This window comes from Aeromicrobium jepli (genome assembly GCF_047246605.1).
Lineage (GTDB): Bacteria > Actinomycetota > Actinomycetes > Propionibacteriales > Nocardioidaceae > Aeromicrobium.
The window spans coordinates 1-12,187 of sequence record NZ_JBFOKO010000013.1 but is presented as its reverse complement, the minus strand read 5'-3'; the positions used below and the strand labels follow the sequence as shown (position 1 = coordinate 12,187).

The following is a 12,187-nucleotide window of genomic DNA, read 5'->3' as shown; positions in this document are numbered from 1 at the left end:
CGCGCCCGCGCGCGGGTACGTCGGGCGCGTGCGACGCGTGGGGATCGAGGAAGAGCTGTTCGTGGTCGACGACGAGGGCCGTGTGGTGCCCGAGTCCGAGGCGGTCGTGAGGGCGCACCGGCGCCTCGAGCCCGGCGACGAGCTCGATCACGAGCTGTTCCTGCAGCAGGTCGAGATCCAGACCGACGCCCACGATGACCCCGATGCGCTGCGCGAGGACCTCGCCGCCCAGCGCTCCTCCGCCGTCGCGGCCGCCCGCGCCGCCGGCTTCCACCTGGCGGCGATGCCCGTCGACGTCCTGGGCGGTGGCGATCCGGTCCCCACGCCCGACTCCCGGTACGCGCGCATGATCGCCCACTACGGCGAGATCGCCCGCAACGGCATGACGTGCGGCATGCACATCCACGTCGAGGTCGCCGACGAGGACGCCGTTCGCGTGATCGACCGACTGCGCCCGTGGACTCCCCTGCTGAACGCGCTCTCGGCGAACGCGCCGTTCTTCCACGGCCGCGACACCGCCCATGCCAGCTTCCGCGGTCACCTGTGGGACATGTGGCCCACGGCGGGCGTCGTCGACGCGTTCGGCGACCTCAAGTCCTACCGGCGGCTCGTCGAGACGGCCATCTCGTCCGGCGCGGCCGTCGACGAGCACATGGTCTACCTCGACGCCCGCATCGCCGAGAACTACCCGACCGTCGAGATCCGCGTCGCCGACGTGTGCACCGAGGTCGACGACGCGCTGCTCGTCGCCGAGCTCGCGCGGGCGATCGTGACCACGATCGCCGACGGGCAGGACGCCGCCGACTGGAACCTCGACCTGCTGCGCTGGGCCCGCTGGCGCGCGCGGCACGACGGGCTCGGCGGCCGGCTCATGGACCCCACGACCGGCGAGTTCGTCCCCGCGTCGCAGGCGCTCGAGTCCCTGCTGACCACCGTCGCGCCGGCGCTCGACGAGGCCGGCACCACCGACCGGGTGCGCGAGGGCGTCCAGCGGCTGCTCACCACGGGCAACGGCGCCGCCCGCCAGCGCGCGGCCGCGGGCACGCCCGCCGACCTGCGAGCCGTCATGCAGGACCTCGTCCACCGGACCGATCCCCACCACTGAGCAGGAGGGCCCATGACCGCCGTCATCCGCCAATGGACCATCGACGCCCGCGACATCGACCTCATGGCGCGCTTCTGGGCGGAGGCTCTGGGCTACCGGCTCGAGCGCGACGGCGACGGCCCGACGTGCCACCTGTGGCCGCCGGACGACGCGCCCGAGGGCGCCGTCACGGTGTGGGTGCAGCACGCGGGCGAGCCCAAGACGACGAAGAACCGCGCCCACGTCGACCTGCGCCCGGCGGACGGCGACGTCGACCGCGAGGTCGAGCGGCTGCTGTCCCTCGGCGCGACGTACGCCGACGTCGGCCAGGGCCCGGACGAGGCGTTCGTCGTCCTGCGCGATCCGGAGGGCAACGAGTTCTGCGTCCTCAAGGTCCCACGCTGAACCGCTCCGGACACAGGTGGGCCCCCGGCCGAACCGACGGGTTCGGACGGGGGCCCACCGCCCCACCACCGGGCCTCAGGGCTTGAACAGCACCTTCACGGTGTTGTTCGCCTTGTCCTGGAAGTCCTTATACGCGTCCGGCGCCTGGTCCAGCGGCAGCCGGTGCGTCGCGAAGTCGGCCAGGCCGAGCGGGTCCGACGCGTCCTCGGCGAGCGGCTTGACCTGGTCGACCCACCGCCGGACGTTGGCCTGGCCCATGTGCAGCGCGACCTGCTTGTCGAACAGGGTCTGCAGCGGGATCGGGTCGACCGTGCCGGCGTAGACGCCGCTCAGCGAGATCGTGCCGCCGCGACGGACCGCGTCCACCGCGATGTGGAACGCTCCGAGGCGGTCGACGCTCACCGTGGTCATCGCCTTGCGCGCCAGGAAGTCCGGCAGGAAGCCCACGGCGGTCTGGCCGGCCTGGGCGACGGGCGAGCCGTGCGCCTCCATGCCCACCGCGTCGATGACGCCGTCGGCGCCGCGGCCGCTCGTGGCCTCGCGGACGATCTCGGCCACGTCGACCTTCGTCACGTCGTACGTCTCGGCGCCGCGCGCGGCCGTGCGCGCGAGGCGCTCGGGCACGAGGTCGGCGCCGATCACCCGGATCCCGCGGTGCAGCGCGAGCCGGGCGGCCATGTCGCCGATGGGACCGAGGCCGATCACGAGCAGCGTGTCGCCCTCCTTCACCTGCGCGTACTCGAGCGCCTGGAACGCGGTCGGCAGCACGTCGGACAGGTAGACGAAGTGCTCGTCGTCGAGATCGGACTCGATCTTGATGGGGCCGTAGTCGGCGTGCGGCACGCGCAGCAGCTCGGCCTGGCCACCGGGGACGGCACCGTAGAGCGAGCTGTAGCCGAACAGGGACGCGCCCATGCCGTGCTCGCGGTTCTGCGTGGTCTCGCACTGGGTCTGCAGGTCGTGGTCGCACATCCAGCACTTGCCGCACGCGATCTGGAACGGGACGGCGACCCGGTCGCCCACCTTGAGGTTGCCGACGCCCGAGCCGGTCTCGACGACGACGCCCATGGGCTCGTGGCCCAGGACGTCGCCCGGGGTCATGAACGGGCCGAGGACCTCGTACAGGTGCAGGTCCGATCCGCACAGGCCGGTCGTGGTCACCTCGATGATGGCGTCCGTGTCGGCCTGGATCGTCGGATCGGGCACCTGCTCGACCCGCACGTCGCGCTTGCCCTGCCAGGTCACTGCTTTCATGTCCCACCTCTGCGTCGGAAAGATCGGTCGGCAGGGGGGTACCCGCGCATGGCGCCCCTACACGCTCAGCCGGACTGCTCTCGCGCGAAGAACGAGAACTTGCCGTCCTGCTCGAGCACGGCCCACTCGACGTCCTCGAGGTCGCGGATGCCCTCGAGCCGGGCCGCCGTGCGCAGGTCCTCGAGGTTGAGCCGCTCGATGTGCAGCGCCTCCTCGATGAGCTCGCCGTTCCTGATGAGCAGGGTCGGCACGCCCTCGAAGACCGAGCGGTGCTGCGGCAGCCGCCACGAGATCCACGAGACGACCACGGTCAGCAGGCCGAACGTGGCGACGGCGATGACGGCCCCCGTCACCGACGTGTCCTCGGCGATGACGGACTCGGCCACGAGGTCGCCCATGACCACGAGGATCACGAAGTCGAACGGGGCCATCTCGCTCAGCTCGCGCTTGCCGACGATGCGGACGACGACCCAGACCAGTGCGAAGACGGCGACGGCGCTCAGCACGATGCTCATGGCAGCACCCACGTCCTGGCCGAGGCGGTGAGCTCCTCGCCGGCGCTGGTGACCCGGACGTCGAACGTGAACGTGCCGAGCGTCGACCGGGTGCCCAAGCGTCCCGACAGGTCGACCGAGAGCTCGTCGGCGCCCGGTGCCTCGAACGTGAGCCGGACGGTGTCACCGTCGGAGGACTCCGCCGTGGGCGCGGGCGTCATCGTCTCCAGGCCGAGGCGCTCGAACGCCTCGTGTGGGATCTCCACGGAGAGCGGCGCGTCGGCCGAGACGCCCTTCGCCTCGATCGTGAGCGCGCTGTCCGAGCCCGATCGCGTGACCTGCGGGTACGCCACCGTGAGGCGGTCACCGTCGGTCGCGGTGCCCTCGCGCGGGCCCAGCAGGCCCAGGCACGCGGCCGCCACGACCAGCGTCAGCAGCGTCACCCCCACGCGACGCCACCTGCGCGCGCGACGGGCCTGGTCGACGTCGGCGACCTCGGCCAGCGTCGGCACCTCGGACACCCTGGTCACGATCCACCTCCAGAGCTCGACTGAGCGTCACCGTAGCCCGGCTACGCGTCGCCCGCCTCGGCAGGTGTCGCGGGATACGTGAGGCCCTGCCCGGCGACGACGGCTCCCTCCGAGGGCTCGTGCGCGCTGCGCCGACCGTCCGGCATGACGTGCTCGACGTCGATCCCGTGCACGAGGACGGCGACGTCCGAGACGATCCGCCGGTGGCACCGCCACCACACGAACTCCGAGCACATGACGGCGACCGTGCTCCCGCTGACGCGGTCGAGCAGGTCGGCCATGCCGGCGTGGAACTCCGGATCGCGCGTGTGCGCGGCGTAGGCGCGGAAGGCCTCGACGCGCCACCACGCGTCGGCGTCCTGGTCGTCCTTGGGCACGCGCCGACGGCCGCCGAGCCGCTCCTCCCACACGTACTCGATGCCCAGGCCGGGGACCCACTCCTGCATCGCGTCGCGCGACACCTCGGGGTGGCGCCGGCTGCCCGGGAAGCGGCGCACGTCGACGAGGGTGTCGATCCCGGCGTCGCGGAACCGCTGCGCCAGCTCGTCGCGCTCCGACGTGCCGTGCCCGATCGTGAGCAGTGGCGCGCTCATCCGACGAACAGGCAGAACGGGTGGCCCGCGGGGTCGGTCATGACGAAGAGCGGCTCCTCGCTGTCGTCGGACCGGTCCAGCCGCAACGTCGCGCCGAGCTCCTCGGCCCGGGCGCGGTGCCGGTACAGCTCGTCGACGTCGGTGACGGTGAAGTCCAGGTGCAGCTGCATCGGCACCTCGGGGTCGGGCCACGTCGTGCGCTTGACCTCGTCGGCCTGCTGGAACGCGAGCGCGTTCGTGCCGTCCGGTCGGCGCAGCACGAGCCACTGGGGCGGCTCCTCGCCGTCCGCCGGCTCGTCGCCGGGCCGGTACACGAGCCCGAACAGCTCGCGGTAGAACTCCGCCGTGGCGCGCACCTCGGTCGTGTCGATGACCGTCTGGATCAACTGCGGGTAGCCAGCCATGACGGCATTGTCACCACAGGGGGCGCGCGACGGCATCCCGTGGGACCTAGGGCAGCCGGCCCGAGAGGCGTCCGTGCCGGTCGGCGCTGGCGCGGTCGAGGCCGACGATCTCGACGCGCTTGCCCTTGCGCTCGTACTTGGTCTCGATGGCGTCCAGCGCGGCGACCGAGGAGAAAGCCGGTGATGACGTTCGCGGTGCCCTGTCCCCGGGCCTCGCACGTCGATGGAGCCGATCGTCTGGGCCCCGATGGATCGCGTTCGCCGACAGGGCATCGTCGCGCGGCGCCGGGGCCGGGTCGCGCCGGAGATCGAGCGCCTCGGACGCCGGTCGTTCATCAACCGAAACGGTGCCCCGTCCGGTTGACGGCTCACCGCTGTCCGCGGGGAGGGGTTGAAGGCTCACCGCCCCATCAGCGTCCGCGCAGGCGGTTGCGGCGGGCGATCGAGCCCGACAGGCCCGTCGCGAAGGCGCACCAGACCGCGTACGGGACGAGGGCGCGGCGCCGGCCGGGACTTCCGGCCCGGCGCGCGAGGTCGGCGCTGCTCACCGCGAGCGCGGCGGCCTCGAGCGTCGCGAGGTCCGGTCGACGGCCACGCCAGAACACGGCGCTCCAGCCCGCATTCAGCACGAGGTTCACCGCGAACGCGCGCCAGTACGAGCGCGCCGAGCGCGGGTCGCCATCGCGCTCGTACTCGGTCACCGCTCGCGCGGACGTGACCGCGACGTCGGCGTAGAGCGCGGTCCACACCACCGGGAACGCGAGCGCCGGCGGCTGCCAGGGCGGCAGCTCCTGGCGCCGGTACCACCGCGAGCCCGGGTTGGTCGCGATCGAGCCGGCCACCGCACAGGCGGCCGTCGCCGCGGCCGCGATCGCGAGGTTTCGCGGACCGTGGTCGGGCTCCAGCTCGGCCATGGCGCGCCGGATCGCCTCGTCGAAGCCGGTGCCACCACCGGGCGGCGGGGGCAGCAGCCGCTCGGAGTCGTCACGGCACACCACCTCGTGCACGAGGCTGTCGACGAGCGGCCGGGCGACCTTCGTGTCCAGCGGCGTCACGAGGCCGATCCAGCGGCTCGCCAGCCCCGGTGTCAGCACCGGGACGCCCAGCACGGTGCGGCGCTTGAGTCCCGTGACGCGCGCGAAGCGGTGGATCATCTGCGAGTACGTCAGCACCTCGGGCCCGCCCACGTCGAGCGTGCGGTTCACGTCGGCCGGCAGGTCCGCCGCGTTCACGAGGTGGTGCAGCAGGTCGTCGATCGCGATCGGCTGGATGCGGTTGTAGAGCCACTTGGGCGCGAGCATGACCGGCAGGCGCACCGTCAGGTACCGCAGCATCTGGAACGAGATCGAGCCGGCGCCCAGCACGACGGCCGCCTGCAGCGCGGCGGTCGGGACACCACCGTCGAGGAGGACCTGGCCGACCTCGACACGAGAGCCCAGGTGCGGGGACAGCTCGCCGTCCGGGTGCAGTCCGCCGAGGTAGACGATCCGGCCGACGCCCGCGCGCTCGGCGGCGCGGCTGAACGACTCCGCGAGTGAACGGTCGCGCTCGGCGAAGTCCCTCCCGCCGCCCATCGAGTGGATCAGGTAGTACGCGACGTCTGTGCCGCCGAGGGCCCGCGCGAGGACCTGGTCGTCGCCGGCGTCGCCCTCGACGACCTCGACCCGGTCGGCCCAGTCGTGCCCCTCGATCGACGCCCGTCGGCGACTCAGGACGCGCACGTGCCAGCCGTCCTCGAGCAGCCGAGGCACGAGCATCCCGCCGACGTAGCCGGACGCTCCGGTCACCAGTGCGGTGCGTGTCATGGGGTCACCTTCCGATCGCGAGGGCGTGGGGCAGGAGCAGCAGCATGCCGAGGGACCAGACCAGGTGCGTCGCGATCGGCGCCGCGAGGCCGCCCGTCCGCTCGCGCAGGAACGCGGTCACGCCCCCGAGCATGGCCGCGGCCAGGACCAGCAGCGCGATTCCGCTGCCGGCGGTGGTGAGCGTGTAGACCGCCGTGCTCACGAGCCACGCCCATCGGCGCGGCAGCGAGTCGTGCAGGGCGCCGCGGAAGAACATCTCCTCACCGACGCCGTTGACGGCGGTCATGAGCAGGACCGGCAGCAGGGCGCCGTCCGCGTGCTCGAGGAGCTCGTCGGCGGGCTCAGCCAGGGCGGGGACGTCGGCGATCAGGACGGCGACGACGAGGCACGCGCCCAGCAGGACGGCTCCGACCGCGGCCCCGATGAGCGCCGCGCGGCCGGCTCCCGCGTCACTGCGCGGGATCGGCCCGGACAGCAGTGCGCCTCCCGCCCACACGGCGGCCATGGCGTACCCCGTGACGAGGAACAGGTCGTCGCCGGTCGGCCGGTTCAGCGTGAAGGCGAGCGCGGCGGCCCCCACCACGAGCGTCACCACGACCCACCCGCGTCGCCGCCCGGTCGCCTCGGTCACGGTCATCGGCCCCGGGCCCGGTCGTAGCGGTCGAGGGCGGCGCGGCGCTCCTCGGCGTGGTCGACGATCGGCTCGGGGTAGCCGTGGGCGTAGCCGTCGAGGACCTTCCACGGCTCATGGGCGGCCGCGCCGTCGAGGTGCGCCAGCTCGGGGACCCAGCGGCGCACGTACGCGCCGTCGGGGTCGAATCGCCGCCCCTGGCCGACCGGGTTGAACACGCGGAAGTACGGGGCGGCGTCCGTGCCGGTGCCGGCGACCCACTGCCAGCCGTGGTTGTTCGAGGCGATGTCGCCGTCGATGAGGTGGTCGAGGAAGTGCTGCGCGCCGACCGGCCACCACACGTGCAGGTCCTTCACGAGGAAGCTCGCCGTCACCATCCGCAGGCGGTTGTGCATCCAGCCCTGCTCCAGCAGCTGGCGCATCCCGGCGTCCACGAAGGGGAACCCCGTGCGGCCCTCGCGCCAGGCGTCGACGAGCGCGGCGGTGTCGGGCCCGGAGTCGTACGGCATGGCGCGTAGCTCGTCGCGCAGGTCGGACCAGGCCGAGTCGGGACGGTGCCAGAGCACATCGGCGTAGAACTCGCGCCAGGCCAGCTCGGTGACGTACCGCTCCACGCCGCCCTCGTCGTCCGGGGCCAAGTCGTGCAGGTCGGCCAGCATCGTGCGCGGGTGGATCTCGCCGAGCTTGAGGTGGACCGACATGCGGCTCGTGGTGTCGAGGTCGGGACGGTTGCGCTGGTCGCCGTAGTCGGCGAGCCGCTCGTCGACGAACTCACGCCAGTGCCGGAGCGCCTCGGCCTCGCCGACCGGGCCGGAGCCGCGACCGAAACCGGCCAGCTCGTGGTCGAGGTCCTCGCCGTGGAGCCGGACCCATTCGACCTCGGGCCTGGGCGCCGGGTCGACGTACGCGATCTCGCGCCAGGCCTTCGAGAACGGCGTGAACACCTTGTACGGGGTTCCCTGCCCCGACAGGACCGTGCCGGGCTCGACCGCGTAGGGGGTTCCCGTGGCCACGGCCTCGATCCCGGCCTCCTCGAGCCGCTCCACGACCCGCTCGTCGCGGCGGCGGCCGAAGGGCGTGTACTCGCCCGTGACGTGGACGCTCGTGGCGCCGGCCTCGTCCGCGACCTCGGGCACGACGTCGGCGGGGTCGCCGGTGCGGACGACGAGGGCGCCGTTCATGGCCTCGTCGAGGGCGACGAGCGACGCCTCGAGCCGGGCCCGTCGCGGACGACCGGTCCCGGCCAGCCGGGGGTCGCGGACGATCAGGGGGACGACCTCGCCCTGGGCGGCGGCGGCCACCAGCGCGGGGTTGTCGGCCAGCCGCAGGTCGCGGCGGATCCACCAGATCGAGGTCATCGCAGCGGCCGCGCCGGGTCCACGTCCATGGTCGCCATGCCCCCACCGTAGGGCGGCGCGGCACGGTCGGCACGGCGCGCGCATGGCTCCGCGGAGTCTGGGTACGGCTCCAGGAACCGGTGCCCGACCTTCCCCTGGTCGGGTGACGCGACCAACGAGCGGCGCATCGAGTCCACGTCGAGAACAGGAGCAGCGATGACCTCCGAGACCGACACCACCCCACGCAGCCTGGCCGCGCCCGGGATCGTCCTGGGCATGGGCCTGGGCGGCTTCCTCGACGGGATCGTCCTGCACCAGGTGCTGCAGTGGCACCACCTGCTGACCACCACGGACCGCGACCACGTGGGCATCCCCTACTACCCGGACACGACGGTCCACGGCCTCGAGATGAACACGCTGTGGGACGGCATCTTCCACGTCGTCACGTGGCTGCTCGTGCTGACCGGCATGGCGATGCTGTTCAGTCGTGTCGAGCGCGGGCGCGGCCGGACGTGGCGGCTCAACGCCCTGTGGCCGTGGATCCTCGTCGGCTGGGGCGTGTTCAACGTCGTCGAGGGCCTGCTGAGCCACCAGATCCTCGGCATCCATCACGTGCGCCCCGGTGACGCCGAGCTGGCGTGGGACCTGGGCTACCTCGCGATGGGCGTCGTCCTGATCGCGGTCGGCTGGCTGCTCGCGCGGCGACTGTCGCCCGCGCACGACCGGCGCGCCTGACCGTGCTCGCGTCACACGCGGACCACGCGGCATCCTCGGGAGTCTCGGCGTACACGCCGATGCTGGTGGTCGGCGCCGTCGCCGTGGCCTACGTCGTGTGCGCTGTCCGCGCCGAGTCCCGACAGGGCTGGCCGCTGCGCCGGACCTCGGCGTTCGTCGCCGGGGCCGCGCTCGTCGCGCTGGCCCTCTCGCCGCCGTTCGACGCGTTCGCGCACGACGACTTCAGCGGCCACGCCGCGCAGCACCTGCTCATAGCGATGGTGGCGCCGCTGCTGCTCGTGCTGGGGATGCCGGTCACGCTGCTGCTGCGGGCACTCCCCCACGCGGCGGCGCGCGGACTCGGCTCGCTGCTCAACACCGCACCGGTCCGCGTGCTCTCGACCCCGCTCGTCGCGCTCCTGCTGAGCAGCGGCGGACTCGTGCTGCTCTACTTCACGGACCTCTACCGCTGGAGCACGGAGTCCCCGACGGTGCACCTGCTCGTGCACGTGCACCTCGTGCTGTCCGGGTTCCTCTTCGCGTGGGTGATCGTCGGGCTCGACCCGTCGCCGCACCGGGCGAGCGTCCGCACCCGTCTGATCACGCTGGCGGCGGCGATCGTCGTGCACTCGGCGGTCTCGCAGCTGCTGTACGCGGGACTGTGGGTGCGCGTGGACGAGCCCACCCGACAGCTCCAGGCGGCGGGGTCGCTCATGTACTTCGGCGGAGACATCGCCGAGCTGCTGCTCGCGCTCGTCATGCTGCTGGCGGCACGGCCCGGCTATCGGCCGGCCGGCACACGGGTGCCCGCGACCGCGCGACGACGCTAGGACTCAGTCGAACTCGGCGTTCCGGCTCGAGACCTTCCGCGCCGAGACGAGGTGCCCACCGAGGAAGCCGCCGGCCGACGCGACGGCGGCGCCGACGAGCGCGAGGTTGCGCCCGCGGGCGTGCTCGCCGCGGGCCCGGGCGCGCCACGAGGCGGCATAGGCCGCGATCGCGGCCGCGTTCGAGACGGCGTGCACGACGCCCACGCGGCGCTCCTGCGGACGCGACACCGAGGCCCACTCGGCCCACCCGGTGATCGCCGTGGGCACCGCGCTCAGCACCCCGAGGCCGACGAGCTTGCGCGCTCCCGGCCTCGACTGCTCGCTGCCGACGAGGTCCAGGACCGTGGCCGACGTCCAGAAGCCGATCGGCAGGTCGGTCATGAGCGGGTGGACCGCATGTCCCAGCCAGTCGCCCTGCAGGAGCCGTCGGCGTCCCTCGGAGCCGATCAGCGCCTGGGCCGCGGGGTTGATCGCGCGAACGACGGGATCCAGGACCGAGGCCGACTCCACGGACCTGGCCAGCCGGACGGCGGGCGAGGAGGAGCGGCGCCGGTGCGAGCGTGTCGCCATGATGAGTCCTTTCGACGATCCGTGCTGCTGAGGTACCCGGGCGCCCGGTCGTCATGCGCAGGGGCGCGGCGCGCCGCTGCGGACCCGGCGGACCCCCTCGGACCAGTGCACGAGGTCCGGCGCACCGAGGGCCTCGAACCCCGCCGCGTCGGTCACCGTCTCGCCGAGCTCGACCACCTCGGCGGCCCGCAGCGGCCACGGCTCGTGCTCGACGGGCAGCATCCACAGCCGGCCGAGGTGCCGCGTGTAGGCGCGCCACCGACTGGTCAGCCAGACCTCGAGCGGGTCGGGCTCGATCGGCTCGCCCGGGCGCAGGGCGATCGCGTAGTCGGCGTCCGACCCGATCCGCCGCCCCGAGTAGGCGACCGTCCCGGCCTCGCGGCGCAGGGTCAGGTCGGCGCGGAAGTACGGCGCCCCGACTCCGAGGCGTGCGCCCGCGACGGCCAGGACGTTCTCGACGTCGAGGCTCAGGAACCACAGGCCGTCCGCTCCCCCGGGCCGTCGGACGTACGTGCGCAGGTTCGTCTCCAGCGTGGACCAGCCGCGGTCGACCCCGTGGAGTCCCGGCAGGCCCGGCCTCACGTCCGCCAGCTCGAACGGCGTCAGGCTGAGCCAGGCCGCTCCGTCGTACGTGTCGACTTCCAGGCCCCGGGGCAGGAGCGCCTGGACCGCACCCGGATCCACCCGCCAGTGGGCGAAGGCCATCCACCGCCAGGCCGAGTGCGCGACGGGGACGCGGATGCGGTGCTCGGCGGTCCGGTGGGCCATGGGTTCCTCCGATGGGGGACGTCCGGGGTGTACCCCCGTCGTCCCCTCGCTCACCCGGCCTCGCGCAGGATGGGGCCATGAGCTCACCGACGCCCCGTCCGCGCTGGTTCACCGAGACGCAGCCCGGCCACTCGCAGTGGTTCATCGAGCGGTTTCGGACGTTGGAGGCGCAGGGCGCCGACCTGCTGGGCGAGGCGCGCTTCGCGGACATGCTGCTGCAGCGCGGCTCGCGGGTGCTGGACGCCGGATGCGGGACGGGGCGGCTCGCCCAGGCGCTCCACGCGGCGGGCCACACGGCCTACGGCGTGGACGTCGATCCCGCCCTCGTCGAGGCCGCCGAGGCGGACCACCCCGGTCCCACGTACGGGGTGGTCGACCTCAGCGAGCTGACGCTCGACGACGTCGGCGGCGAGCCCGTCGACCTCGTCGTCTGCGCCGGGAACGTGATGGTGTTCCTCGCCGAGGGCACCGAGCGGCGCGTCCTCGAGCGGCTCTGCGCCGCCACCCGGCACGGCGGCCGCGTGGTGCTGGGCTTCCGGCGCGGCCCCAGCTACCCGTTCGAGCAGTACGACGCCGACCTGGCCGACCTCGAGGCGCGCGGGATCGCGCGCGTGGAGAGCCGGTTCTCGACGTGGCACCTCGACCCGTTCGAGCCCGACTCGGACTTCGCCGTCACGGTGCTGCGCGTCGTCTAGCTGTACTCGGCAGACACGTTGGTGACACGGGGCTTGTGAAAGAGGAGGACCTCCCGGCTTAGTGGAGATGTCT

At 73.2% G+C, this 12,187-nt stretch carries 15 protein-coding genes; 5 read left to right on the top strand and 10 right to left on the bottom strand.

Going from position 1 to position 12,187, the window contains the following annotated elements; translation table 11 throughout:
- The first annotated feature begins 37 nt into the window (after positions 1-37).
- Both AB3M81_RS17310 and AB3M81_RS17305 read left to right on the top strand, forming a co-directional pair.
- Complete coding sequence (locus AB3M81_RS17310) at positions 38-1,105, top strand: carboxylate-amine ligase (RefSeq protein WP_412905180.1); 1,068 nt, start codon at positions 38-40, stop codon at positions 1,103-1,105.
- Positions 1,106-1,117: 12 nt separating this feature from the next.
- Positions 1,118-1,489 (top strand): VOC family protein, encoded by a 372-nt coding sequence (locus AB3M81_RS17305; protein ID WP_412905179.1) that lies wholly within the window; start codon positions 1,118-1,120, stop codon positions 1,487-1,489.
- 75 nt (positions 1,490-1,564) lie between these two features.
- On the opposite strand, the gene AB3M81_RS17300 is transcribed toward AB3M81_RS17305, so the two are convergent.
- The 8 genes from AB3M81_RS17300 to AB3M81_RS17265 form a co-directional block, all read right to left on the bottom strand.
- Positions 1,565-2,743: an alcohol dehydrogenase catalytic domain-containing protein gene (locus tag AB3M81_RS17300; RefSeq protein ID WP_412905178.1), complete on the bottom strand. Its 1,179-nt coding sequence runs from the start codon at positions 2,741-2,743 to the stop codon at positions 1,565-1,567.
- A gap of 65 nt (positions 2,744-2,808) precedes the next feature.
- Positions 2,809-3,258 carry a DUF421 domain-containing protein gene (locus AB3M81_RS17295; RefSeq protein WP_412905177.1) on the bottom strand — a complete coding sequence of 150 codons (450 nt, stop codon included), beginning with the start codon at positions 3,256-3,258 and terminating at the stop codon, positions 2,809-2,811.
- Positions 3,255-3,767 (bottom strand): hypothetical protein, encoded by a 513-nt coding sequence (locus AB3M81_RS17290; RefSeq protein ID WP_412905176.1) that lies wholly within the window; start codon positions 3,765-3,767, stop codon positions 3,255-3,257. Before AB3M81_RS17290 ends, AB3M81_RS17295 begins: the two co-directional genes overlap by 4 nt.
- 41 nt (positions 3,768-3,808) lie before the next feature.
- Positions 3,809-4,360, bottom strand: coding sequence for a DUF488 domain-containing protein (locus AB3M81_RS17285; protein WP_412905175.1), 552 nt, complete (start codon positions 4,358-4,360; stop codon positions 3,809-3,811).
- Positions 4,357-4,764 carry a VOC family protein gene (locus tag AB3M81_RS17280; RefSeq protein WP_412905174.1) on the bottom strand — a complete coding sequence of 136 codons (408 nt, stop codon included), beginning with the start codon at positions 4,762-4,764 and terminating at the stop codon, positions 4,357-4,359. Before AB3M81_RS17280 ends, AB3M81_RS17285 begins: the two co-directional genes overlap by 4 nt.
- 410 nt (positions 4,765-5,174) lie before the next feature.
- Entirely contained in the window at positions 5,175-6,569 is a 1,395-nt protein-coding gene (locus AB3M81_RS17275; protein ID WP_412905173.1) for a tryptophan-rich sensory protein, read from the bottom strand.
- Between the two features lie 4 nt (positions 6,570-6,573).
- The gene (locus tag AB3M81_RS17270) at positions 6,574-7,206 is read right to left on the bottom strand and encodes a CPBP family intramembrane glutamic endopeptidase (protein ID WP_412905172.1); all 633 of its coding nucleotides are present in this window, start codon (positions 7,204-7,206) and stop codon (positions 6,574-6,576) included.
- Positions 7,203-8,558 (bottom strand): cryptochrome/photolyase family protein, encoded by a 1,356-nt coding sequence (locus tag AB3M81_RS17265; RefSeq protein ID WP_412905171.1) that lies wholly within the window; start codon positions 8,556-8,558, stop codon positions 7,203-7,205. Before AB3M81_RS17265 ends, AB3M81_RS17270 begins: the two co-directional genes overlap by 4 nt.
- Before the next feature lie 195 nt (positions 8,559-8,753).
- Between AB3M81_RS17265 and AB3M81_RS17260 the strand changes: the two genes are divergently transcribed.
- Both AB3M81_RS17260 and AB3M81_RS17255 read left to right on the top strand, forming a co-directional pair.
- The gene (locus tag AB3M81_RS17260; protein ID WP_412905170.1) at positions 8,754-9,272 is read left to right on the top strand and encodes a DUF2243 domain-containing protein; all 519 of its coding nucleotides are present in this window, start codon (positions 8,754-8,756) and stop codon (positions 9,270-9,272) included.
- A 59-nt stretch (positions 9,273-9,331) separates the two neighbouring features.
- Positions 9,332-10,081 (top strand): cytochrome c oxidase assembly protein, encoded by a 750-nt coding sequence (locus AB3M81_RS17255; protein ID WP_412905169.1) that lies wholly within the window; start codon positions 9,332-9,334, stop codon positions 10,079-10,081.
- A 3-nt stretch (positions 10,082-10,084) separates the two neighbouring features.
- Here the strand turns inward: AB3M81_RS17255 and AB3M81_RS17250 are convergent, their stop codons facing one another.
- Positions 10,085-10,651, bottom strand: coding sequence for a DUF2231 domain-containing protein (locus AB3M81_RS17250; RefSeq protein WP_412905168.1), 567 nt, complete (start codon positions 10,649-10,651; stop codon positions 10,085-10,087).
- 51 nt (positions 10,652-10,702) lie between these two features.
- A complete protein-coding gene (locus tag AB3M81_RS17245) occupies positions 10,703-11,419 on the bottom strand; it encodes a YqjF family protein (protein WP_412905167.1) in 717 nt (238 codons plus the stop codon).
- A 77-nt stretch (positions 11,420-11,496) separates the two neighbouring features.
- Here AB3M81_RS17245 and AB3M81_RS17240 point away from each other — a divergent pair, with 77 nt between their 5' ends.
- Positions 11,497-12,114 carry a class I SAM-dependent methyltransferase gene (locus tag AB3M81_RS17240; RefSeq protein ID WP_412905166.1) on the top strand — a complete coding sequence of 206 codons (618 nt, stop codon included), beginning with the start codon at positions 11,497-11,499 and terminating at the stop codon, positions 12,112-12,114.
- Positions 12,115-12,187 lie beyond the last annotated feature (73 nt).

What these genes read in the sequence shown, in the direction of transcription:
- AB3M81_RS17305 (WP_412905179.1), top strand. Translation starts at nt 1,118, where the DNA reads ATGACCGCCGTCATCCGCCAATGGACCATCGACGCCCGCGACATCGAC.
- AB3M81_RS17300 (WP_412905178.1), bottom strand. Translation starts at nt 2,743, where the DNA reads ATGAAAGCAGTGACCTGGCAGGGCAAGCGCGACGTGCGGGTCGAGCAG.
- AB3M81_RS17295 (WP_412905177.1), bottom strand. Translation starts at nt 3,258, where the DNA reads ATGAGCATCGTGCTGAGCGCCGTCGCCGTCTTCGCACTGGTCTGGGTC.
- AB3M81_RS17285 (WP_412905175.1), bottom strand. Translation starts at nt 4,360, where the DNA reads ATGAGCGCGCCACTGCTCACGATCGGGCACGGCACGTCGGAGCGCGAC.
- AB3M81_RS17280 (WP_412905174.1), bottom strand. Translation starts at nt 4,764, where the DNA reads ATGGCTGGCTACCCGCAGTTGATCCAGACGGTCATCGACACGACCGAG.
- AB3M81_RS17275 (WP_412905173.1), bottom strand. Translation starts at nt 6,569, where the DNA reads ATGACACGCACCGCACTGGTGACCGGAGCGTCCGGCTACGTCGGCGGG.
- AB3M81_RS17270 (WP_412905172.1), bottom strand. Translation starts at nt 7,206, where the DNA reads ATGACCGTGACCGAGGCGACCGGGCGGCGACGCGGGTGGGTCGTGGTG.
- AB3M81_RS17265 (WP_412905171.1), bottom strand. Translation starts at nt 8,558, where the DNA reads ATGACCTCGATCTGGTGGATCCGCCGCGACCTGCGGCTGGCCGACAAC.
- AB3M81_RS17260 (WP_412905170.1), top strand. Translation starts at nt 8,754, where the DNA reads ATGACCTCCGAGACCGACACCACCCCACGCAGCCTGGCCGCGCCCGGG.
- AB3M81_RS17255 (WP_412905169.1), top strand. Translation starts at nt 9,332, where the DNA reads ATGCTGGTGGTCGGCGCCGTCGCCGTGGCCTACGTCGTGTGCGCTGTC.
- AB3M81_RS17250 (WP_412905168.1), bottom strand. Translation starts at nt 10,651, where the DNA reads ATGGCGACACGCTCGCACCGGCGCCGCTCCTCCTCGCCCGCCGTCCGG.
- AB3M81_RS17245 (WP_412905167.1), bottom strand. Translation starts at nt 11,419, where the DNA reads ATGGCCCACCGGACCGCCGAGCACCGCATCCGCGTCCCCGTCGCGCAC.
- AB3M81_RS17240 (WP_412905166.1), top strand. Translation starts at nt 11,497, where the DNA reads ATGAGCTCACCGACGCCCCGTCCGCGCTGGTTCACCGAGACGCAGCCC.